Annotated in this window: 26 protein-coding genes; 16 read left to right on the plus strand and 10 right to left on the minus strand. The window is 68.1% G+C overall.

Going from position 1 to position 21,648, the window contains the following annotated elements; all coding sequences use genetic code 11:
• Window positions 1-11 precede the first annotated feature (11 nt).
• Window positions 12-566: an isochorismatase family protein gene (locus OHS03_RS34135; protein WP_056817870.1), complete on the minus strand. Its 555-nt coding sequence runs from the start codon at window positions 564-566 to the stop codon at window positions 12-14.
• Between the two features lie 78 nt (window positions 567-644).
• Window positions 645-1,958, minus strand: a complete 1,314-nt coding sequence (locus OHS03_RS34140; protein ID WP_328659684.1) for a nicotinate phosphoribosyltransferase — start codon at window positions 1,956-1,958, stop codon at window positions 645-647.
• Window positions 1,959-2,019: 61 nt separating this feature from the next.
• Between OHS03_RS34140 and clpS the strand changes: the two genes are divergently transcribed.
• From clpS to rdgB, 10 genes are all read left to right on the plus strand, one after another.
• The gene (gene clpS, locus OHS03_RS34145; protein WP_056817816.1) at window positions 2,020-2,367 is read left to right on the plus strand and encodes an ATP-dependent Clp protease adapter ClpS; all 348 of its coding nucleotides are present in this window, start codon (window positions 2,020-2,022) and stop codon (window positions 2,365-2,367) included.
• A 22-nt stretch (window positions 2,368-2,389) separates the two neighbouring features.
• Window positions 2,390-2,959: an oxidative stress transcriptional regulator AosR gene (gene aosR / locus OHS03_RS34150; protein WP_062991795.1), complete on the plus strand. Its 570-nt coding sequence runs from the start codon at window positions 2,390-2,392 to the stop codon at window positions 2,957-2,959.
• A 33-nt stretch (window positions 2,960-2,992) separates the two neighbouring features.
• Window positions 2,993-4,054, plus strand: coding sequence for a P1 family peptidase (locus OHS03_RS34155; protein WP_328659686.1), 1,062 nt, complete (start codon window positions 2,993-2,995; stop codon window positions 4,052-4,054).
• Between the two features lie 205 nt (window positions 4,055-4,259).
• Entirely contained in the window at window positions 4,260-4,673 is a 414-nt protein-coding gene (locus OHS03_RS34160) for a M67 family metallopeptidase (protein ID WP_328659689.1), read from the plus strand.
• Window positions 4,674-4,710: 37 nt separating this feature from the next.
• Window positions 4,711-4,986: a MoaD/ThiS family protein gene (locus tag OHS03_RS34165; protein ID WP_056817808.1), complete on the plus strand. Its 276-nt coding sequence runs from the start codon at window positions 4,711-4,713 to the stop codon at window positions 4,984-4,986.
• A gap of 4 nt (window positions 4,987-4,990) precedes the next feature.
• On the plus strand, window positions 4,991-5,953 hold the full coding sequence (locus tag OHS03_RS34170) for a PLP-dependent cysteine synthase family protein (RefSeq protein ID WP_328659691.1): 963 nt from the start codon (window positions 4,991-4,993) through the stop codon (window positions 5,951-5,953).
• 71 nt (window positions 5,954-6,024) lie between these two features.
• Window positions 6,025-6,711 (plus strand): rhomboid family intramembrane serine protease, encoded by a 687-nt coding sequence (locus OHS03_RS34175; protein ID WP_328659693.1) that lies wholly within the window; start codon window positions 6,025-6,027, stop codon window positions 6,709-6,711.
• 69 nt (window positions 6,712-6,780) lie between these two features.
• Window positions 6,781-7,545: a cyclic nucleotide-degrading phosphodiesterase gene (locus OHS03_RS34180; RefSeq protein ID WP_056817804.1), complete on the plus strand. Its 765-nt coding sequence runs from the start codon at window positions 6,781-6,783 to the stop codon at window positions 7,543-7,545.
• An 82-nt stretch (window positions 7,546-7,627) separates the two neighbouring features.
• Window positions 7,628-8,392 carry a ribonuclease PH gene (gene rph / locus OHS03_RS34185; RefSeq protein WP_056817802.1) on the plus strand — a complete coding sequence of 255 codons (765 nt, stop codon included), beginning with the start codon at window positions 7,628-7,630 and terminating at the stop codon, window positions 8,390-8,392.
• A gap of 2 nt (window positions 8,393-8,394) precedes the next feature.
• Window positions 8,395-9,000 carry an RdgB/HAM1 family non-canonical purine NTP pyrophosphatase gene (gene rdgB / locus OHS03_RS34190; protein ID WP_328659694.1) on the plus strand — a complete coding sequence of 202 codons (606 nt, stop codon included), beginning with the start codon at window positions 8,395-8,397 and terminating at the stop codon, window positions 8,998-9,000.
• 73 nt (window positions 9,001-9,073) lie between these two features.
• Here rdgB and OHS03_RS34195 read toward each other — a convergent pair whose 3' ends face one another.
• Genes OHS03_RS34195 through OHS03_RS34205 form a run of 3 tightly spaced genes read right to left on the minus strand, consistent with a single transcriptional unit; the run spans window position 9,074 to window position 10,912 of the window.
• Entirely contained in the window at window positions 9,074-9,421 is a 348-nt protein-coding gene (locus tag OHS03_RS34195; RefSeq protein WP_056817867.1) for a DUF3817 domain-containing protein, read from the minus strand.
• A 26-nt stretch (window positions 9,422-9,447) separates the two neighbouring features.
• Window positions 9,448-9,876: a transcriptional regulator gene (locus OHS03_RS34200; protein WP_405150041.1), complete on the minus strand. Its 429-nt coding sequence runs from the start codon at window positions 9,874-9,876 to the stop codon at window positions 9,448-9,450.
• A gap of 52 nt (window positions 9,877-9,928) precedes the next feature.
• Window positions 9,929-10,912 carry a GlxA family transcriptional regulator gene (locus tag OHS03_RS34205; RefSeq protein ID WP_328664531.1) on the minus strand — a complete coding sequence of 328 codons (984 nt, stop codon included), beginning with the start codon at window positions 10,910-10,912 and terminating at the stop codon, window positions 9,929-9,931.
• 102 nt (window positions 10,913-11,014) lie between these two features.
• Here OHS03_RS34205 and OHS03_RS34210 point away from each other — a divergent pair, with 102 nt between their 5' ends.
• Window positions 11,015-11,947: an NADP-dependent oxidoreductase gene (locus OHS03_RS34210; RefSeq protein WP_328659698.1), complete on the plus strand. Its 933-nt coding sequence runs from the start codon at window positions 11,015-11,017 to the stop codon at window positions 11,945-11,947.
• Between the two features lies 1 nt (window position 11,948).
• On the opposite strand, the gene OHS03_RS34215 is transcribed toward OHS03_RS34210, so the two are convergent.
• Both OHS03_RS34215 and OHS03_RS34220 read right to left on the minus strand, forming a co-directional pair.
• A complete protein-coding gene (locus tag OHS03_RS34215) occupies window positions 11,949-12,824 on the minus strand; it encodes an oxidoreductase (RefSeq protein ID WP_328659699.1) in 876 nt (291 codons plus the stop codon).
• A 37-nt stretch (window positions 12,825-12,861) separates the two neighbouring features.
• The gene (locus OHS03_RS34220) at window positions 12,862-13,779 is read right to left on the minus strand and encodes a sigma-70 family RNA polymerase sigma factor (RefSeq protein ID WP_328659702.1); all 918 of its coding nucleotides are present in this window, start codon (window positions 13,777-13,779) and stop codon (window positions 12,862-12,864) included.
• A 125-nt stretch (window positions 13,780-13,904) separates the two neighbouring features.
• On the opposite strand from OHS03_RS34220, the gene OHS03_RS34225 reads away from it, so the two are divergent.
• The 4 genes from OHS03_RS34225 to OHS03_RS34240 all read left to right on the plus strand — a co-directional run bounded on the left by OHS03_RS34225 (window position 13,905) and on the right by OHS03_RS34240 (window position 18,707).
• Window positions 13,905-14,534: a TetR/AcrR family transcriptional regulator gene (locus OHS03_RS34225; RefSeq protein ID WP_328659704.1), complete on the plus strand. Its 630-nt coding sequence runs from the start codon at window positions 13,905-13,907 to the stop codon at window positions 14,532-14,534.
• A 68-nt stretch (window positions 14,535-14,602) separates the two neighbouring features.
• Window positions 14,603-16,633, plus strand: coding sequence for an MDR family MFS transporter (locus OHS03_RS34230; RefSeq protein ID WP_328659706.1), 2,031 nt, complete (start codon window positions 14,603-14,605; stop codon window positions 16,631-16,633).
• A gap of 81 nt (window positions 16,634-16,714) precedes the next feature.
• Entirely contained in the window at window positions 16,715-17,350 is a 636-nt protein-coding gene (locus tag OHS03_RS34235) for a PadR family transcriptional regulator (RefSeq protein WP_328659708.1), read from the plus strand.
• 145 nt (window positions 17,351-17,495) lie between these two features.
• The gene (locus OHS03_RS34240) at window positions 17,496-18,707 is read left to right on the plus strand and encodes an FAD-dependent oxidoreductase (RefSeq protein ID WP_328659710.1); all 1,212 of its coding nucleotides are present in this window, start codon (window positions 17,496-17,498) and stop codon (window positions 18,705-18,707) included.
• Between the two features lie 51 nt (window positions 18,708-18,758).
• On the opposite strand, the gene OHS03_RS34245 is transcribed toward OHS03_RS34240, so the two are convergent.
• Window positions 18,759-19,562, minus strand: coding sequence for a helix-turn-helix domain-containing protein (locus tag OHS03_RS34245; RefSeq protein WP_328659712.1), 804 nt, complete (start codon window positions 19,560-19,562; stop codon window positions 18,759-18,761).
• A gap of 108 nt (window positions 19,563-19,670) precedes the next feature.
• On the opposite strand from OHS03_RS34245, the gene OHS03_RS34250 reads away from it, so the two are divergent.
• Window positions 19,671-20,699, plus strand: coding sequence for a zinc-dependent alcohol dehydrogenase family protein (locus OHS03_RS34250; RefSeq protein WP_328659714.1), 1,029 nt, complete (start codon window positions 19,671-19,673; stop codon window positions 20,697-20,699).
• On the opposite strand, the gene OHS03_RS34255 is transcribed toward OHS03_RS34250, so the two are convergent.
• Together OHS03_RS34255 and OHS03_RS34260 are read right to left on the minus strand one after the other, a co-directional pair.
• Window positions 20,648-21,370, minus strand: coding sequence for a phosphatase PAP2 family protein (locus OHS03_RS34255; protein WP_328659716.1), 723 nt, complete (start codon window positions 21,368-21,370; stop codon window positions 20,648-20,650). The two genes, OHS03_RS34250 and OHS03_RS34255, sit on opposite strands and share 52 nt — an antisense overlap.
• A 25-nt stretch (window positions 21,371-21,395) precedes the next feature.
• Complete coding sequence (locus OHS03_RS34260) at window positions 21,396-21,620, minus strand: hypothetical protein (protein ID WP_084504764.1); 225 nt, start codon at window positions 21,618-21,620, stop codon at window positions 21,396-21,398.
• Between the last annotated feature and the right edge of the window lie 28 nt (window positions 21,621-21,648).

Consider the following 21,648-nt stretch of genomic DNA (forward strand, 5'->3'; position numbering starts at 1 on the left):
GCGGCAAGTATTCAGGGGCGCAGGCGCACGCCCGCATCGCGGAGGGTGGCCAGGGCGGATTCGGTCGTGTCGGGGGCGACGCCCGCGGTGAGGTCGAGCAGCACTGTGGTGTCGAATCCGGCGTCGGCGGCGTCCACCGCGGTGGCTCGGACGCAGTGGTCGGTGGCTATGCCGACCACGTCGACAGCGTCGATATTGTGGGCGCGCAGCCAATCCGTGAGGGAGGTGCCGTCCGCTGCCGCGCCTTCGAATCCGGAGTAGGCGGCGGTGTATTCGCCCTTGGAGAAGGTTTCCTGGATGGGCGAAGTGTCGAGCGCCGGGTGGAAATCGGCGCCGGGGGTGCCCACTCGGCAGTGGGGTGGCCACGAGTCGACGTAGTCGGGCTCGGTGGAGAAATGGGGGCCGGGATCGATGTGCCAGTCGCGGGTGGCTACGACCGCGTCGTACTGCTCACGTGCGACGAAATCGGTGATCGCGGCGGCTACTGCCGCACCACCGGCTACCGCGAGCGAGCCGCCCTCGCAGAAGTCGTTCTGTACATCCACGATTATCAGGCCGCGTGCCATGTCATCCTCCACCTTGTCGACGCGCACCATTCTCCGCTGCGGACGGCGCGGCGGCCACCCTGTCCGAAGGCCGCGCGCTCAGCCGAGGAAAGTCGTCGGCACTGCGGGCTCGCCCGCGGAGAGTTTCAGTCCTTCCCACGGCAGACTCACCAAGCCGCGCGCGACAAGATCGCGACTGTGCGCCAGGGTGGCGACGCCGTCGACGACCTCGCCGCCGCGAACCAGCGGAATCTGCAACTCCCGCACCTGGAAACCGTTGGTAGCCGGTGCTTCTCCACCTTCGGGATAGACGATCTCCTCGACGATCGTGCCGGTGGCACGGGCCAATCGCACGGCCTTCTTGGTCCCGCCGCGCGACTGCTTGTGACTCGACCGTTTGGCGACCGGGATGCCGTCGACTTCGACCAGCTTGTAGACCATGCCCGCGGTCGGCGCGCCCGAACCGGTGACCACCGAGGTGCCGACGCCGTACACGTCGACCGGCTCGGCTCGCAGCGCCGCGATCGCGTACTCGTCGAGATCACCGGACACCACGATGCGCGTGCCGGTGGCGCCGAGTTCGTCGAGCTGGTCACGGACCTGTCTGGCCAACACGCCGAGGTCACCGGAGTCGATGCGCACACCGCCCAGCTCGGGACCGGCCACCTCGATGGCCGTGGCGACGCCCCTGGTGATGTCGAAGGTGTCGACCAGCAGAGTGGTGCCGATGCCGAGCGTGTCGATCTGGCTGCGGAACGCCGCTGCCTCGTGTTCGCCGTCGGCGCCGCTGTGGAGCAGGGTGAACGCGTGGGCGCTGGTGCCCGCACCGGGCACGCCGAAGCTGCGCACGGCCTCGAGGTTGGAGGTGGCGTCGAATCCGGCCAGGTAGGCGGCGCGTGAGCTCGACGGCGCGGCGAGTTCGTGGGTGCGCCGCGATCCCATCTCGATCATCCGCCGACCGGCCGCGGCGCTCACCATGCGGGCGGCCGACGAGGCGATCGCGCTGTCGTGATTGAAGATCGACAGCGCGAGGGTCTCGAGCAGTACGCACTCGGCGAAACTGCCGCGCACGGTCAGGATCGGCGAACCGGGGAAGTACAGCTCACCCTCGGCATAGCCGTCGATATCGCCGGTGAAGCGATATTCCCGCAACCAGTCGACGGTGGCGGGGTCGAGGAACTTCGCGACCACGGCGAGCTCGTCGGCGCCGAAATGGAAATGGGTCAGCGCGTCGAGCAGGCGCCCGGTACCGGCGACGACGCCGTAGCGGCGCCCGTGCGGCAACCGCCGGGCGAACACCTCGAAGGTGCACTGTCTACGGGCCGAACCGTCGGCCAGCGCCGCGGCCAGCATGGTCAGCTCGTACTGGTCGGTCAGCAGCGCGGTGCTGGCGAACTCGTCACGGATCTGCACACCAGAAACTCTAGTCACCGCGGGTGTTGTTTCCTGCGGGCCTCGTCGTACCCTGGTTTTCATGGCCGTGTGCAATACCGTTCGGGCCGGCGCCGTCACCGACGCTGTGAACGCCGCACTGCCGGCACCGCAGGCGACGCCGGAGACTACGGAATACACCGAGATCCTGGAGGCCGAGGACAGGCCCTGGGTCACCGTCGTCTGGGACGATCCGGTGAACCTCATGCACTACGTCACCTACATCTTCCAGAAGCTGTTCGGCTACAGCAAAGCCAAGGCGACCGAGTTGATGATGCAGGTGCACAACGAGGGCAAGGCGGTGGTGTCCTCGGGTTCGCGCGACAAGATGGAGCAGGACGTGCGTCGATTGCACGCCGCGGGGCTCTGGGCAACCATGCAGCGCGACTGACGACCTGAGTAACCTGGGCCCTGTGCGTAAGTGGAGCAGGAAGAACTCACTGAGTGGCCTCAAGCTTCGATCCGAAATGGACGAGCACGAGGCGACCGTCCTTCGCTCCCTGATCGGCGCGGTGTCCGGACTGCTCAGCGACCGCGCCGCCGACGCCCCCGAGGACGAACTCGCCGCGCTCACCGGCCTGCGTACCGGCAACTCCACCCCGCCCGACGATCCGCAGCTGCTGCGCCTGCTGCCCGATTTCCACCGCGCCGAACCCGGTTCCCCCGATGCCAAGCGCGCCGATCTCAACAGTGCGCTGCGCAGCCTGCACGAGCCGGAGATCATCGACGCGAAACTCGCCGCGGGCCGGACTGTGCTCGACAGTTGCCCGGAAATGGGCGGCAAGATCGTGCTCACCCCCGAGCAGGCCGACGCGTGGCTGGCCGCGCTCACCGATGTCCGGCTCGCGCTGGGCACCCTGCTCGATATCGACGACGACACGCCCGACCATTTCGATCCGGAAGACCCGCGCGCTCCGCATCTGGACGTCTACCACTGGCTGACGTGGATGCAGGATTCGCTACTGCAAGCGCTCGCGCCCTGAGCACGACGACCGGATTCGCCGACGAAGGACGAGATGATGCGTAGCGGCCCCGGAGTACGCAATTCGATCACTGATGTCGCCGGGGTACTGGTCGGGCATCACCAAGTGCTCGACGACGAAGTCACCCTCGGTACCGGCGCGGCGACGGGCTGCACGGTGGTGCGGGTCCCCGGCGGCGCGACGGCCTCGGTCGACGTACGCGGCGGCGGACCCGGCACCAGGGAAACCGACCTGCTCGACCCCGCCAACACCGTCCGCCAGCTCCACGCCGTGCTCCTCACCGGCGGCAGCGCGTACGGCCTGGCCGCCGCCGACGGGGTGATGCGCTGGTCGGAGGAACACGGCGAGGGCATTCCGATGGACCCGACCGACGCGGGTCGGGTGGTGCCGATCGTGCCGGGCGCGGTGATCTTCGATCTGCCGGTCGGTGACTGGGGCATCCGGCCCGACGCCGATTTCGGATATGGCGCGGCCGCGGCGGCGTCGACCGAGTTCGCCAGGGGAACCGCGGGTGCCGGTGTCGGCGCGCGGGCGGGCGCGATCAAGGGCGGAATCGGTTCGGCGAGTGTGGTTCTCGCGGACGGCCCAGGGGCCGGGGTGACCGTCGGCGCCGTGATCGTGGCCAATCCCGTCGGGTCGGTCGTCGATCCGCGCACCGGGTTGCCGTGGGGCGTCGGCACCGACGGACCCGACTTCTTCGGGTTGCGGCAGGGGACACCGGACGAGATCGCCGCACTGGCCGCGCTACCCGCGAAGAGCATGGTTCTCAACACGACGATCGGCGTGATCGCCACCGATGCCGCCCTCGACCCGGCCGGCTGTCGACGGATGGCCGCCACCGGGCACGACGGACTCGCCCGGGCTATCCGACCCGTGCATTCCCCGCTCGACGGCGACACCCTGTTCGCGCTGTCCACCGGCGCGATCGAGGTCGCCCCGCTCCCGCTGCCGCCCGCGTTTCCCACTGATCTGCTGCTGCTCGACCAGTTGTGTACGGCCGCGGCGGTGGTCGTCGAGCGCGCCGTCGTCGACGCGGTGCTCGCCGCGAACTCGATCGCCGGAATTCCCGCCTACTACGACTTGTTTCCGCGCTGATCGGCAGTCGTAGCCCACTCTCGGTCGATGAGGCTGCCATGCAGTCCGAACCACCTGCGGACCAGCCCTTCGGCGACTGTCCGCGCCTGCGGTGACGACCCGTCCGGGACCGGAGTGCATGCCCCGCGGAATACCCGAATAGGGTGAGTCGTTGTCGAGGAAGGTGCTCGACAGCACGCAGGCAGGATGTGGAAAGGGTCGACAAGTGCTGGTGATCAGGGCCGATCTCGTTGACGCGATGGTGACGCACGCCCGCGCCGACCACCCCGACGAGGCTTGCGGCATCATCGCCGGTCCCGAGGACAGTGACCGGCCCGAACGCTTCGTCGAGATGGTCAACGCCGAACGCTCGCCCACCTTCTACCGGTTCGATTCCGGGGAACAACTGCGCGTGTGGCGCGCGATGGACGACGCCGACGAGGTGCCGGTCGTCATCTACCACTCACACACCGCCACCGAGGCATACCCGAGCCGCACCGACATCTCCTACGCCGCCGAACCGGACGCGCACTATGTGCTCGTCTCCACGCGCGATCCGCAGTCCCACGAACTGCGCAGTTACCGCATCGTCGACGGCGAGGTCACCGAAGAACCGGTGCGCATCGTCGAGTCCTACTGAACCCGTCCGAGAAAAGTCACCACCCCGAGGAGTCCCCATGCCGGTAACCGTGTCCATTCCGACCATCATGCGCGGTATCACCGGGGGTGAGAAGCGCGTGCAGGGCGAGGGCTCGACGCTGTCGGCGCTCATCTCCGACCTCGACGCCAATCACCCCGGGCTGGCCGAGAAGTTGCTGTCGGACGGCAAGCTGAACCGCTACGTCAACATCTACGTCGACGACGAGGATGTGCGCTTCTCGGGTGGTCTGGACGCCGAGGTGCCCGCGGGCGCATCGGTGACCATCCTGCCCGCCGTGGCCGGCGGCGCCTGACACCGTGGCCCGCTACGAATCCCTGATCGCGACGCTCGGCAATACCCCGCTCGTCGGATTGCAGAAACTGTCGCCCCAATGGGACGGCGACGATCATGTGCGGCTGTGGGCCAAGCTGGAGGACCGCAATCCCACGGGCTCGATCAAGGACCGGCCCGCGCTGCGGATGATCGAACAGGCCGAGGCCGACGGGCTGCTCACCCCCGGGTGCACGATTCTGGAACCGACCAGCGGCAACACCGGGATCTCGCTGGCCATGGCGGCCAAACTCAAGGGTTACCGGATCGTCTGTGTGATGCCGGAGAACACCTCGGTGGAGCGGCGGCAATTGCTGACGATGTTCGGCGCCGAGATCATCGACTCGCCCGCGGCGGGTGGGTCCAATCAAGCGGTGGCGATGGCCAAGCAGATCGCGGCGCGGAATCCGGACTGGGTGATGCTGTACCAGTACGGCAACCCGGCCAACGCGCTCGCGCACTACGAGAACACCGGGCCGGAATTGCTGGCCGATCTGCCGGAGATCACGCATTTCGTCGCGGGGCTCGGTACCACCGGAACCCTGATGGGCACCGGTCGGTATCTGCGTGAACAGGTGCCCGATATCGAGATCGTGGCCGCGGAACCCCGGTACGGCGAGCTGGTCTACGGCCTGCGCAATATCGACGAGGGATTCATTCCGGAACTCTACGACGAGAAAGTGCTGACCACCCGTTTCTCGGTGGGGCCCTACGACGCGGTGAAGCGCACTCGTGAACTGGTCGGCGAGGAGGGAATCTTCGCCGGTATCTCCACCGGGGCGATCCTGCACGCCGCGCTCGGCATCGCGAAGAAGGCGCAGAAGGCGGGCAAACGGGCCGATATCGCGTTCGTGGTCGCCGATGGCGGGTGGAAGTATTTGTCTACCGGGGCATACGACGGCACGCTGGACGAAGCCGAGGAGAAGCTGGACGGGCAACTCTGGGCCTGACCGGATGCCGCCCGGCTTCGGTACGCTCTGGTCAACGGGCTGTTCGACAGTCCATTGCCGGAGTGGAGGCGATGTCGGTGAGCGGTGGGGTGGGTGCCTCGTTCGATAACGCGAGTCCGAGCGTCGGTGCGTCGCGAGGCGGGTCGTGGATTCGGGCCGCGGTGGTGATTCTGGGTTTCGTGGGGTCGCTGTATGTGATCGAGGGCGTCGACATGGTGCTCTCCTACGATTCACCCCCCGGCGCGCCCGGCGAACTGGACTCGGCGGGGATCGAACCGCGTGAGGTGGCCGGGCTCGACGGCATTCTCTGGGCGCCGCTGCTGCACGGCGGCTGGGACCATCTGTTCGCCAACACGCTGCCGTTGCTGGTGCTCGGGTTCCTCGTGTTGCTCTCCGGGATCGGGCGGGGGATCGCCGCGACGGCGATCATCTGGGTGATCGCGGGCGTCGGCACCTGGCTCACCGGTTCGGCGGGGAGTGTGCACGTCGGAGCGTCGTCGATCGTGTTCGGTTGGCTGACGTATCTGATCTGTCGCGGGTGGTTCGCGCGCAATGTGGGCCAGATCGTGGTGGGGCTGGTGATCCTGGTGTTCTACGGCTCGATGCTGTGGGGCGTGCTGCCGAGCGACCCTCGAATTTCTTGGCAGGGACATCTTTTCGGGGCGGTGGGTGGAGTGCTCGCGGGCTGGGTACTCTCGTCAGATGAACGTCGACGCCGCCGTGGAGCATCGGTCGGCCGCGCAGCACCAACGCGGTAGCCGGGGATCCGGTCTGGAAATTGGGGGGATCCTGCATTGAGTACCAGCACGTCGTGGCAGCATGGGGGCATGCGCCTTACCGTCCTCGGGTGCTCGGGCAGCGTGTCCGGCCCGGACTCTCCAGCGTCGGGCTACCTGCTGACGGGCCCTGATATGCGGCCGACAGTCATCGACTTCGGTCCCGGGATCTTCGGCGCGCTGCAGAAGCACATGAACCCCGCCGATGTCGACATCTTCCTCACCCACCTGCACGCGGATCACTGCTTGGATCTGCCCGCGTTGCTGGTGTGGCGTCGCTACCATCCGAATCCGCCGACCGGTAAGGCCCTGGTCCGCGGGCCGTCCGATGCGCCGTTGCGGATCGGGAACGCGTCCGCCGAGATCGGGGGCGAGACCGACGACTGGTCCGACGTGATCGACTCGCAGGCCTGGGTCGAGAACACGCCGATCCCGTTCGGTCCCGGTCACACGGTGGAAGCTCGGCGGATGTTCCACCCGCCGGAGTCCTACGGGCTGCGGATCACCGCCGCCGACGGTCGGGTCTTCGTCTACACCGGCGACACCGCGATGTGCGATGCCGTCGTCGAGCTGGCGCAGGGCGCCGACGTGCTGTTGGCCGAGGCGTCGTGGACCCACGATCCGGCGAATCGTCCTGCGGGGATTCATCTTTCGGGAACCGAGGCGGGCGAGATCGCGACCCGCGCCGGGGCGAAGGAACTGTTGCTGACCCACATTCCGCCGTGGACTTCACGTGAGGATGTGATCGCGGAGGCCAAGGCGGCGTTCTCGGGGCCGGTACACGCGGTATCTCCAGGGGAGACGTTCGACCTGTAGGCGCGCGGGGATCCCTGGCCGCGAACGCGATCATGGCGGACCTGGGGTGGTAGGCGACGCGGTACGGGTTAGTCTGTCCAGCGTGTCTAGACGAGCTGATGGTAGGGCGGATGACGAACTCCGCGACGTGAAGATCACTCGGGGTTTCACCACGCACCCGGCGGGTTCGGTGCTGGTGGAATTCGGGCAGACGCGGGTGATGTGTACCGCGAGCGTCACCGAGGGGGTGCCGCCGTGGCGCCGGGATTCGGGGTTGGGCTGGCTGACCGCGGAATACGCGATGCTGCCCGCCGCCACGCACACCCGCAGTGGTCGGGAGTCGGTGAAGGGCAAGGTCGGCGGGCGGACGCAGGAGATCAGCAGGCTGATCGGGCGTTCGCTGCGGGCCTGCATCGACCTGGCCGCGCTCGGCGAGAACACGATCGCGCTCGACTGCGATGTGCTGCAGGCCGACGGCGGCACCCGCACCGCCGCGATCACCGGCGCCTATGTGGCGCTCTCCGATGCGGTGACCTACCTGGCCGCCGCGGGCAAACTGGCTGACCCACAGCCGATCTCGTGCATGATCGCCGCGGTCAGCGTGGGTGTGGTCGATGGGCGCGTTCGCCTCGACCTGCCCTACGAGGAAGACTCGCGCGCCGAGGTCGACATGAACGTGGTGGCCACCGATACCGGAACTCTGGTCGAGATCCAGGGCACCGGCGAGGGCGCGACGTTCCCGCGCTCGACCCTGGACAAGATGCTCGACTCGGCCTTCCACGGCGCCGAGCAGCTGTTCGCGATCCAGAAGGCGGCGCTGGCGCTGCCGTACCCGGGCGCCCTGCCCGAGCTGTCCGCGAAGAAGTAGTCGTGGCCGCGCGCGTGCTGGTCGCCAGCCGAAATGCCAAGAAGCTGAAAGAGCTTCGCCGAATTCTCGACGAAGCAGGCGTGGCCGGAGTCGAATTGGTGAGCCTGAACGAGGTGCCGCCCTACGAGGAGGCGCCCGAAACCGGCGCCACCTTCGAGGAGAACGCGATCGCGAAGGCGCGTGACGGTGCCGTCGCGACCGGATTGCCTTGTGTGGCCGACGATTCCGGCATCGAAGTGGACGCGCTGAACGGGATGCCCGGCGTGCTGTCGGCCCGTTGGGCGGGCGGCCACGGTGACGATGCCGCGAACAACACCCTGCTGCTGGCCCAACTGGGCGACGTCCCCGACGACCGCCGCGGTGGCCGCTTCGTCTCCACCTGCGCGCTGGTCCTGCCCGACGGCACGACCACGGTGGTGCGCGGCGAATGGCCGGGCACCATCGCCCGCGAACCCCGCGGCGACGGCGGTTTCGGCTACGACCCGCTGTTCCTCCCCGAGGGCGGCACCGGCAGCGCCGCCGAACTCACCCCCGCCGAAAAGGACGCGGTCTCCCACCGGGGCCGCGCCCTGACCCAGCTCATCCCCGCCCTGGCCGCCCTGGCCTGAGCTCGGGGAGCTGACCGTACAACGACAGCGCCGCCGCTCCGGATCACCGGGGCGGCGGCGCTTTTCGTCGAGGTCAGAGGCTGTACTGCTGCTTGATTTCCTTGGCGTTGCGGTGTTCGACGAAGAAGGACAGCAGGGGGATGGTGCCCGCGATGAGGGTGCCGACGGTGCGCCCGATGGGCCAGCGGACCTTCACGGCGAGGTCGGCGGTGACCAACAGGTAGGCGAAGTACACCCAGCCGTGCACGACCGCGATCCAGCTGGGGGTGTCGGCGCCGAAGCCGTACTTGGCGATCACCTCGACGGTGAGCAGCAGCAGCCACAGACCGGTGACCCAGGCCAGGACGCGATAGCGCAGCAGGGCCGAGGCGATCTTGGCGGCGGGGGCGCTGCCCGCGGGGGCGGCGGAGTCGGTGTCCAGCGACGGTGCGGTGGTGTTGTTGTCGGTCACCCGGCATTCCTCTCGGGGGAGTGCAAGCCGGCGGTGCGGACCTGCGCGTCGATGTCGCTGGCGTGCAGTTGCGCCAGGTACTGGTTGTAGGCGGCCGTTTCAGGGTCGTGGGACGAGGCGGCGGCGGGGCGTTCCGGCAGGATGCCCGCGGGGATCTCGCGCGGCGCCTCCGCTTTGCCCGGACGCGGCGGCGTCGGCTCGTCGGCCTCGCGTTCCAGCCGCACGAACCGCACATAGGCGAACACCGCGAAACCGGCGAACAGTGGCCACTGCAGCGCGTAGCCGAGATTCTGGCCGGTCCCCGACGACGATTCGTACCGCTCCCACTGCCACCAGGCGAGCGCCAGACAGCCCAGCGCGGCGACACAGACCAGCGCGATCAGAGCCGGACGATTGTGCGCCGGGCGAGGAGGTGGAACGGACACGCGCTCCACGGTACCCGCCTACTACAGGCTGCGTAGGAGCAGGTCGCGGTGCTCACCGCGCGGTCCTGGCGTGGAAGGTCTGGCGGTAGGCGGTCGGGGAGACGCCGATGGTGGTGGCCAGGTGTTGACGCAGGGAGGCCGCGGTGCCCAGGCCCGCGTCGGCGGCGACGCGGTCGATGGGAAGGTCGGTGGCTTCGAGGAGGTGGCGGGCGTGGCCGACGCGTTGCTGGGTGAGCCATTGGCCGGGTGGCAGGCCGGTCTCCTCGCGGAAGCGGCGGCAGAAGGTGCGCACGCTCATCCGGGCGTGGGCGGCCAGTTCGGTGAGCGGGAGCGGGCGGTCGAGGTGGGTCATCGCCCAGGCACGGGTGGCCGCCGTCGTCGCGGTGGTCGGCTCGGGGATCGGGCGGTCGATGAACTGGGCCTGGCCGCCGTCGCGCCACGGCGGCACGATGCACAGGCGGGCGACGCGATTGGCGACCGTGCTGCCGTGATCGCGGCGCAGCAGGTGCAGGCAGGCGTCGATGCCCGCGGCACTGCCCGCCGCGGTGAGGATGCGGCCTTCGTCGACGAACAACACGTCGGCATCCATTTCGACCTGCGGGAACCGGGTGCGGAACCGCTCTGCCTGCTTCCAGTGCGTGGTCGCGGGGCGGCCGTCGAGCAGGCCGAGAGCAGCCAGGACGAACGCCGCGGTGCAGATCGAAACGATGCGAGTATCCGGCCGCAGGCGTCCCAGCGCATCGGCCAGTCCGGCGGGCATCCACTCCGCCTCCGGTGCGTCGCACGTGGAGAACGGCGGAATCACCACGGTGTCGGCCTCGTCGAGCGCGCTGCTGTCGAACTCGACGGCGATCGTGAAATCGGCATTCGTCGACACCGGCGCCCCGTCGAGGCTGCACGTGCGCACGTCGTAGAGCGCGGCGCCGTCGGGACCTTCCGCGGTGCCGAAGATCCGGGCCGGGATCCCCAATTCGAACGGATAGACCCCGTTCAGTGCCAGAACCACCACGCGATGCATGGCAAGATTCTTACACATATTGGCTTTCTTGCCACTCGTCGCCGCCATGCCGACCCGGCATCGTGGTTCGCACACAGCCGGATCCTTTCGAAACGGCATGCGAGACAAGGGAGACGAGCAATGCGGGCAATCGGGCAGGACACCTTCGGCGGACCCGAGGTACTGCGGGTGATCGAGGTCGACAAGCCGACGCCGGGCCCGGGGGAAGTGCTGATCCGCGTTCACGCCGCCGGGGTGAACCCGACCGATTCATGGCATCGCAGCAGCGGTGGGCTGTTCGGCGCGATCACCCCGCTGGGCTGGGACGTGTCCGGCGTGGTCGAGGAGGTCGGCCTCGGCGTGACGCTGTTCGCCCCTGGTGACGAGGTGTTCGGCATGCCGCGCCTGCCGCACGCCGCGGGCACCTACGCCGACTACGTCACCGCGCCGACCCGCCATCTCGCGCGCAAGCCGGCGAACCTCACCCACACCGAAGCCGGCGCACTGGCGCTCGTCGCGCTCACCGCATGGCAGGCGCTCGTCGACACCGCCGACGTGCGGCCGGGTCAGCGGGTGTTGATCCACGCCGGGGCGGGTGGGGTCGGCCATGTCGCGGTGCAGATCGCCAAGGCGCGCGGCGCGTATGTGATCGCCACGGCGCGCGCCGACAATCACGCGTTCGTCCGTGATCTCGGCGCCGACGAGGTCATCGACTACACGACAACAGATTTCGTCGACGCGGCCCGCGACGTCGACGTGGTGGTCGACACCGTCGGCGGCGAATACGGCCCGCGATCCCTGGGGGTGCTTCGCCCGGGCGGGATCGTCGTATCGCTGGCTTCCCCGGCGGAAGCGGCCTTGGTCGAGCAGGCCCGCCCGCTCGGAGTGCGTGCCGGATTCATGATCGTCGAACCCGACGGAGCGAGCCTGCGCGCCATCGCGGACCTGGTCGAAGCGGGTGCGCTGCGACCCCACGTGGAGACCGTGCTGCCGTTGGAGCTGGTGAGCAAGGCCCACGAGATCGGCGACAATCAGCGCACCCGCGGCAAGATCGTGCTCGCGGTGGTGGCGTGAATCAGAACTTGTAGCTGATCCCGGTCATCCGCTCGGATTCCTCCCACAGCCTGCGCAGCAGTTCGGGGTCACGCGAGATCTTGCTCGACGGGCAGGCCTCGACCGGCCCCTGGGACTGCATCAAACGGTTGGGCCCCCAGTAGGTGGTGGGATCGGCGTCGGGTTCGGTCGCCCCGAACAGTGTGGAGTGCGCGGCCTTGGCGGGCGCATGGCCGATGAGCCTGATGAACGGCTTGCTGATCCGATCCAGCGGGGTCTCGGTGCGGGCGAACAGATCCGTTGCCGAGACCCCGGGGTGCACGACGTAGGACTTCTTCGCCGATCCGGCCTCGGTGAGCCTGCGCTGCAGTTCACGGCCGAACATCAGGTTGGCGAGCTTGGCCTGGGCGTAGGCGAGATTGCGCTGGTAGCGGCGGTTCTCGTAGTTGAGGTCGTCGATCCACAGCTTCGGCGTCTGCTTGTGGGCGATGCTGGCGATCGACACCACCCGGTCGCGGACGCGATCGAGCAGCAGTCCGGTGAGCGCGTAGTGGCCGAGGTGGTTGACGCCGAACTGGGTTTCGAACCCGTCGGCGGTGCGCGAGAAGGGGATGTTCATCAGGCCCGCGTTGTTGATCAGCACATCGAATTCGCCCTGCTGCTCGGCGAATTCGCGCACGGAAGCCAGATCGGCGAGGTCGAGCGCGGCCACCCGCACGTCGCCGGGGATGGCGTCGGCGATGGGCTGGGCCTTACTCGCGTTGCGGCAGGCCATGATCACGGTGGCGCCCTTACCTGCCAGCGCCTTGGTGGTTTCGGCGCCGAGGCCGCCGTTGGCCCCGGTGATCACGAACGTGCGCCCGGACTGGTCCGCGATGTCAGTTGGTTTCCATGCCATGCTCCTATCTTACTCTGGAGTAAGATAGGAGGGAAGTTCACCCCAGCAATCCTGCTAGCGTACGGGCGCAGGCGGGTCTGCGCAGCTTGATCATGGCTTTCGCCTCGATCTGGCGTGCCCGCTCGCGGGAGAAGCCGAGCGCCGAACCCACCTCCTCCAGCGTGCGGCCTTCACCGCGATCGAGGCCGAACCGCAGCCGGATGACGGCGGATTCTCGTTCGGTGAGCACCGTCAAGGCCGTCTCGACGTAGCCGCCGAGCATTCGATCCGCGACCACATCCGCCGGTGCCGGCGTGGTGTCGGGGAGTAGTGAGCCCAGATCGGTGTCCTCGCCGACGGGCGCGTGCAGCGACACCGGCTCGGCTTCGTGTCGCAGCATCGCTTCGACCTGCGCGACAGTGAGTTCGGCGCCGACGGCGAGTTCTTCCGTCGTGGCCGCGCGCCCCAGCTGGTGGGTCAGCTCGCGCCGCACCCGGATCACCCGGTGCAGCACGTCGGCCACATTCGAGGGCAGCCGGATCGCGCGCCCCTGATCGGTGAGCGCGCGACCGATCGACTGCCGGATCCAGAACGTCGCGTAGGTGGAGAGTTTGAGCCCACGCTCGTGGTCGAACTTCTCCACCGCCCGCATCAGTCCGAGCGTGCCCTCCTGAATCAGATCGAGCAGCGACATCCCGGTATTGGTCGGGAACCGGCGGGCGATGGAGACGACCAGGCGCAGGTTCGCCCGCACCATCTGATCTTTCGCGCGCAGACCGTCGAGTTCGGTGCGGTGCAACAGTTCTCGTCGCGCGGCGGTGAGTTCGTCACCGGCTGAGTCGATCTCGGCGCGCGCGGCGGCACCCGCGGCGATGCGCGCACCGAGGGCGTATTCCTGCTCGGCGGTCAGCAGGGGAGTGCGGCCGATCGTGGTCAGGTAGTCGCGAATGGGATCGGCGGTGACGGTGGTGGTCAAGAAGACTCCCGTTCGATCTGCGGCGAGAAGTGGGACTGATGGCTCAGTACAGCGAGCACAAACTTAGAACGAACATAAAAATATGTCAAGAGTAAATTTATGACGGCTTCAGATATGCTGATGGCATGACGCAACCGGGGCTACGGGCCAGGAAGAAGCAGCAGACCAGGGAGCAGATCTCCGACCGCGCTACCGCGCTGTTCCTGGAACGCGGCTTCGACCGGGTGACCATCGCGGAAGTGGCGGCGGCCGCCGACGTCGCCAAGATGACCGTCACCAACTACTTCCCCCGCAAGGAAGACCTCGCCCTCGACCTCGGCGAGGTCTACATCGAGCAACTCGCCGCGATCGTGCGCGACCGCGAACCGGGGCAATCCGCCCTGGCGGCGCTGCGTCACGCGTATCTGACGGCCGTCGCGGCCCACGACCAGCTCATCGGCTTCAGCGGCGAACCGTTTGCCCGGATGATCGCCGACAGTCCGGCACTCACTGCCCGCGTGCGCGACTTCAACGACGACCGTGAGGTGGCACTGGCCGTCGCGCTGGCCACCGAGACAGGGGCCGCGCCCGACGACATCACCCCACGCGTGGCCGCGGCCCAACTCGCCGGTGTACTGCGGGTGTTGTTCGACGAGGTCACCCGCCGCACGCTCGCCGGTGAAGCCGACGCCGAGATCGCCGCCGCGCTGACCCGCGATGCCGAGATCGCCTTCGACGCGCTCGAACCGGGCCTGGGAAACTACGCCGTGCGATGAGCGATCGGTGGTGATTGCTGCCGTGTCACTGGGGTCCGGCACCGGACCTGAAAGCCCATACTGAGGCAATGTCGGATGGTGTTGCGGTAGACGAGCCCGTCGAGCCGATGAGCAAGGCGAAGATCAACATCATCTTCGCGACCGTGGTGCTCGGCATGCTCATGGCCGCACTCGACCAGACCATCGTCTCGGCGGCGCTGCCCTCGATCGTCGCCGATCTCGGCAGCGCGGGGCACATGGCCTGGGTGGTGACCGCGTATCTGCTCGCCGAGGCCGTCGCGACCGTGCTCGCGGGCAAACTCGGTGACCTGTTCGGCCGCAAACTGCTGTTCCAGATCAGCGGCATCATCTTCATCGCGGGCTCGGCGCTGGCCGGTGTCTCCAATGGCATGGCCGTCCTGATCGTGGCCCGCGCGATCCAGGGCGTCGGCGCGGGCGGGTTGATGGTCACCTCGATGGCCTTGATCGCCGACACCATCCCGCTGCGCGAACGCGGCAAATATCAGGGCGCGCTCGGCGCGGTGTTCGGCGTGACCACCGTCGTCGGGCCCACCCTCGGCGGGCTGTTCACCGACCACGCGAGTTGGCGCTGGTGCTTCTACGTGAATGTGCCGATCGCGATTGTCATGGTGGTGATGGCGGCACGCACGCTGCCGCACCTGCGCGCGGTCACCCGGCCGGTGATCGACTACCTCGGCATCGGCCTGGTCGCGCTCGGTGTCTCGTCGCTGATCCTCGGACTCGAGTTCGGTGGCAACGAATATCCTTGGGGCTCTTGGCAGATCATCGGTTTGTTCGTGCTCGCGGTGGTGCTGCTCACCGGGTTCGTGCTGGTGGAGAACCGGGCGAAGGCGCCGATGCTGCCGATGCGGTTGTTCAGCAGCCGGGTGTTCACGGTGTCGTCGGTGCTCAGTTTCATCGTCGGCTTCGCGATGCTCGGCTCGATGACCTACCTGCCCGCCTACCTGCAATATGTCGACGGCGCGACAGCGACGATCTCCGGTGTGCGAACGCTGCCACTGGTCGTCGGCCTGTTCATCACCTCGGTCTTCTCCGGGCAGGTGGTCGGGAAAACCGGGCAGTACCGGTACTTCCCGATCGTCGGCATGGCGGTGATGGCGGTGGGCCTGGGCCTGATGTCGACGATGGGGCACGACACGAGCGTGTGGCTGGAATCGCTGTACATGCTGATTCTCGGCTCCGGGCTCGGCCTGTCGATGCAGGTGCTCACCATCGTCGTGCAGAACACCGTGCCCTACGCCGACCTCGGCACCGCCACCTCGGGCGTCACCTTCTTCCGCACCCTCGGCAGCGCGTTCGGCACCGCCGTCTTCGGCACGCTCTACACCAACCAGAGCAAGACCGCGCTGGAGAACGCGTTGACGCAGACGCCGGGCGTCCCGCCCGAGGTGGTCGCGAATCCGAAACTGCTGCGAGAACTGCCGTACGAGCAGGCCGCGCCCATCATCGACGCCTACGCGCTGTCGATCGATCACGTGTTCCGCTGGGTCGTGCCGGTGGCGCTGGTCGGTTTCGTGGTGGCCTGGTTCCTGCCACAGGTGCGGCTACGTGACAGCGCCCGCCACGGCGCCGGTGACGTCGGCGAGGGATTCTCGGTACCCGATTCGCACGACCGGGTGGTGCAGCTGGAACGCGCGGTCGCCACGACGGTGCGCAAGGCCAGGGCCGAGAAACCGATCATCCCCGAGCTCATCGCGGCCTCCGGCAGCACGCTGAACCCGGACACGGCATGGGCGCTGGGGCAGGCCTACCTCTATGCCAAGGAAGGTATGCCCGCCACCGTGCACGCCATCTCCTACCGGCACCGGCTGCCGGTGGAGGTGCTCTCGCCCGTCTTCCGCCAGGCCGCCGACGCGGGTCTGCTACACGACGACGGGGGCGTCCTCTCGCTGACCGCCGAGGGCGACGCCGAGGTCGACAAGCTGCGGGCGGGGTGGCGGCGCTGGCTCGGTGACCGCCTCGACGACTGGAACTCCGACGATCCGGTCGACCGCGCGCTGCTCGACGAGGCGCTGTCGAAGATCGCGGCCAAGCTGCTCGACCAGGGCGCTGATAGCAGCGAGGTATCGAAAGTCTGATTTCCGCCGTCCACTCCACTGGACAAGCCTTGCCGCCAAATACTCGTAGACGTATATTCGTAGACGAGTAAGGAGGCAGTCATGGCTACGAAGCGCAAAGTGAACAATCTGCTGGCGCTCGCCGTGCTCTCGGTGATCGTGCAGCGCCCGATGCACCGCTACGAGATCGCCGCCACCCTGCGCGCGCACGGCAAAGACCGTGACATGGACATCAAATGGGGCTCGCTCTACACCGTCGTGCAGAACATGGAGAAGGCCGGATTCCTCGAGGTCATCGGTAGCGAACGCGACGGCGCGCGCCCCGAGCGGGTGATCTATCGGATCACCGACGCGGGCCGCGCCGAGATGGCGGACTGGACCCGCGAGCTGCTCGCCGCGCCCGAGCCCGAACATCACCGGTTCACCGCGGGCCTGTCGATTCTGGCGGTGCTGCCGCCGGACGAGGTGATCGCCCTGCTCGGCACCCGCGTCGCGGCACTGGAGCGAACCATCGAGACGACCAAGGCCGAGCTGGCCCAGCTGACAGTGCCCCGGCTGTTCCTCGTCGAGTCCGAATTCGGGCTGGCGATGCTGGAAGCCGAGGCGAACTGGGCCCGCTCCCTGTGCGCGGAACTCGCCGCGGGCACCTTCGAGGGCCTCGAACTCTGGCGGCAGTGGCATGTCGACGGCATGCCCACCGAACAGATCCCCGAACTCGGCGAGAGGGGGAACGACTAGCTCCCGCCCCAAGACCCGGACCCGGTGGCGTGCGGCAACACCCCACCGAGCCCGAGAAACCGTCTCGAAACCAGGCGCACCCGGCCACGAGGTGAGGCAACCACAGGATAGCTGGGTGGCGCCGACACAGATCTGGAGATCACCCATGTCCACCACTCGTTCCGCATTGATCATCGGCGGCGGCATCGCCGGACCCGTCGCCGCCACGGCCTTGCGCAAAGCAGGCATCGACGCCCATGTCTACGAGGCCTATTCCGGCCCCTCCGAGGGCATCGGCTCCGGGCTCGCGCTGGCACCCAACGGTGTCGCGGCGCTCGACATCATCGGCGCCGGTGACGCGGTGCGCGAGATCGCCCTGCCGGTCGCGCAGATGCGACTGCGCGTCAGCGGTCGTGAACACATCATGCCGGTGCTGGCCGACCAGCCGCCGCTACAGGCTGTCGACCGCGGTGAATTGCACCGCACCCTGCACGATCACGCGGTCGCCGCGGGCGTGCCGTTCAGCTACGACAAGCGGCTGACGAGGGTCGACGAACGCCCCGACGGTGTCACCGCGCACTTCACCGACGGATCGACCGCCACCGCCGACATCCTCGTCGGCGCGGACGGAATCCGTTCCACCGTGCGAAGTCTGATCGACCCGGCCGCGCCCGGTCCCGACTACACCGGCATGCTCGGCTTCGGCGCTCTGGTCGAATGCGACCTCGACCTGCCGGACGACACCATGGTGTTCGCCTTCGGCGCCAAGGCGTACTACCTGTACTGGAAGCAGGCCGACGGCCGCGTGGCATGGGGCGCGAACCTGCCGAGCAAGCAATACCTTTCGCTCACCGATGCCCGTGCCCTCCCCGCAGAGCACTGGCTGAAAGTACTGCGCGAGACGTACGCGCCCGATTCTCCCGGCGCCGAATTCACCCGCCGCACCACGGCGCAGAACCTCGAGATCACCGGCGCCCTGCACATCATGCCGCCGGTGCCGCACTGGTATCGCGACCGCATGGTGCTGGTGGGCGACTCGGTGCACGCACCGTCGAACAGCTCGGGACAGGGTGCGTCACTGGCGATCGAGAGTGCCGTGCAGCTGGCGCGATGCCTGCGCGATATCGCCTCGCCCACCGAGGCTTTCGCGGTCTACGAGCAGTTGCGGCGGGCCCGCGTGGAAGGCATCGCGGCGCGCGCGGCGAAGATCAACCACAGCAAGACGCCGGGACCCCTCGCCCGCAAGGTGATGAACGCCATGATGCCGCTCATGGTCAAGACGGTGATGAACCCGGAGAAGACGATGGGCGTCGAACGCCGGTACCGCATCGCTTGGGATGCGCCGGTGCGGGCGGAATCCGCCACTGCCGCACAGTGATCCGGGCAGCCCTCGGTCGGTGGCGATCGAGGGCTGTCACGCAGTGCGCGATCACTGTTTCGTTCGGTGCCGGTCCGCGCGTAGTCGCAGGATGCGCGCGGTTTCCGCGTCGGCGGGCAGGAACGCTTCGAGGTGGAGTTCGGCGATGGTGACGTCGGTGGCCGTCGCGAAGGAAGTGAGGGTGGTGATCAGGCGGAGGTCGCCGTCGTGGGTGTGCAGGTGGAGGGGAACGGCGAAGCCGACATGGTCGGGGCCGGGGGAGGGGGCGGGCAGGTAGCTCGACAACTCGGCGATGAGCTGGTCGAGGGCCGGATCGGGGGTGTGCGCGGCGCGGCCCCGGAGCGAATCCATGATGTGCCTGCCCCAGTCGGGGAGGTTGCGCACGCGCGGGGCGACGCCGTCGGGGTGCATGGCCAGCCGAAGGACATTGATCGGCGAACGCAACAGTCGCGGATCGACGCCCTCGGTGAACAGGTCGAACGCGGCATTGGCGGTGACGAGTTCGCCGCGCGGGCGGGCGACGAGCGCCGGGTAGGGCATGTGCCCGTCGAGGACCGCGCTGATCGCCTCGCGCACCGGTACCAATTCCGGTGCGGCCAGGTCGCTTTCGGGGAATACCGGCGCGAATCCGGCGGACAGCAGCAAGGTGTTGCGGTCGCGCAGCGACAGCTCGAGCGATTCGGCCAGTCGCACCACCATCGTGCGACCCGGCTGGGACTTGCCCTGCTCGAGGAAGCTCAAGTATCGCTGGCTGGTCTCGGCCCGAATCGCCAGATCGAGCTGGCTGACCCGGCGCAGCGTGCGCCAGTGACGCAGTTGGGGGCCGAAACCGGTCGTCGGCAGCACGGTCGTCATGACCGGAGTCAACCGCGTCGACGGCCGCCGCCATTCCCCGCCGCAGACCAAGCGCCCATACCCTCCAGGGAATCGCGCGATCCCACCCTCGCCGACACAGTTGTTCCCATGCCGCACAACGAACTGCACCCCGACCACGCTTTCGCCTACCGCCTCGACGGTGGTCTCACGCGGACCGAACAGCGGCGGCCCGAACCGGGCCCGCATCAGGTCCTGATCAGGGTCCGCGCCGCCTCGGTGAACCGCCGCGATCTGATGCTGATGGACGGCAACTACCCGTTGCCCGCCACCGCCGGCGTCATCCCGCTCTCCGACGGCGTCGGCGAGGTGATCGCACTCGGCCCCGCGGTGACCCGCGCGAAAATCGGCGACCGGATCACCGCGAGCTACTTCGTCCACTGGGTCGACGGTCCGCAGACTCTCGCCACGGCCGCCGAACAGTACGGCGCGAACTACGACGGATTCCTCGCCACCTACGCACTCGTCGAAGAGGATTCGATCGTGCACGTGCCCGCTCACCTCACCGATGCGGAGGCGGCGACCCTGACGTGCGCGGGCTTGGTCGCCTGGTCGGCGCTCACCACACCCGTCCCGCCTGCCCCCGGTGCGCGCGTGCTCACCGTCGGAAGCGGCGCGGTGGCGCTGTTCGCGATCCAGTTCGCGAAGATCCTCGGCGCCGAGGTCATCTCGATCACCTCCAGCCAGGCGAAGGCCGACCGGTTGCGCACGCTGGGCGCCGACACGGTGATCGACCGCACCGTGACCAGGAACTGGGGTGACGCGGTGATGGACCTGACCGGGACCGGCGCCGAGCACATCGTCGACGCGGTCGGCCTGCCCACGCTCGAACAATCGGTGCGAGCGGGCGCGTACAACTCGACGGTGACGATGGTCGGCGCGATGGCGCCCGCACCGGGAACAGCACTGCCGGACAACCCGTTCGGCTCCTCCTACCTGGCCATCCGGCGCATCGCGGTCGGCAGCCGCACCGGTTTCGAGGCGATGAACAGGGTGATCACCGAGCACCGCCTTCGCCCGGTGATCGACCGCGAATTCGATGTCGACAAGGCCACCGACGCCTACGACTACCTGCGTTCAGGTGCGTCGTTCGGCAAGGTGGTGATCGCGGTGGGCTGAGGGTTCAGCACGCGGGTGAACACGGTGACGCACAGGACCAGCCACAGCAGGCCGATGATCCAACCGGCCAGCACATCGGTGGTCCAGTGCACACCGAGATAGATGCGCGACAACCCGACGGCGACGGGAAAGGCGACCGCGAGCACGGCGGCGGTCAGACGGAGCCAGTGCTGGGTGATCCGCGGAACGAGGACGATCGCCACGATGCCGACGACCACGGTGGAGCCGAGCGTGTGCCCTGACGGGTACGACAGGCTGGGTTCGAAGACCAGCCGCGACGCCTCGGGCGGTCGCTGGCGGCCGACGAGGCGTTTGATCACCCACACCAGCACTCCCGCACCCAGCGACGTGAGGGCGACCAGGGCGGCGACCGGCAGGTTGCGCCGCAGCGCGAAGACGCCGACGGTGAACGACGCCAGAATCGTCATCGACAGTGTGCTGCCGAGGTCGGTGATCACCGTGGCGATGCTGGTGAGCGGTTCGCCGCGGTGCGCGATCATCCAGTCGAGCACCGCGGTGTCCATCCGGCTGACGCCGCTGGTGACCTCCCAGGTGAGGGCGATGATCAGCACCGCGGCGGTCGCCATGAGGGCGAGCACGCGCGGTGTCCGACGGCACAGCGTCGACCAGGCGATGTCGGGTGGCGGCGATTGTCGAGAGGCAGTCGGCATAACTACCAGATTGCCAGGTGAATCCTCATGCTTCGAAGACCACGATGTTTCCGGCGACATCTCGGGTGCCCGCGTCCTTCTTGATCGCCTTCACCAGGTCGGCGACGCAGTCCCAGGTGCGGGCGGGCTCGCAGTCGATGTTGCCGATCGTGAACCAGGTATCGGTGCCGCGATAGCGGACGAGGCCCTTGCCGGCGTCGTCGAGCATGACATCGAGCTCACCGGACACCGTCCCTTCCTCTTCGGTCATGACGGCGCTCTCGGCGGTGATCTCGATG

This window comes from Nocardia salmonicida (genome assembly GCF_036142455.1).
GTDB lineage: Bacteria > Actinomycetota > Actinomycetes > Mycobacteriales > Mycobacteriaceae > Nocardia > Nocardia salmonicida.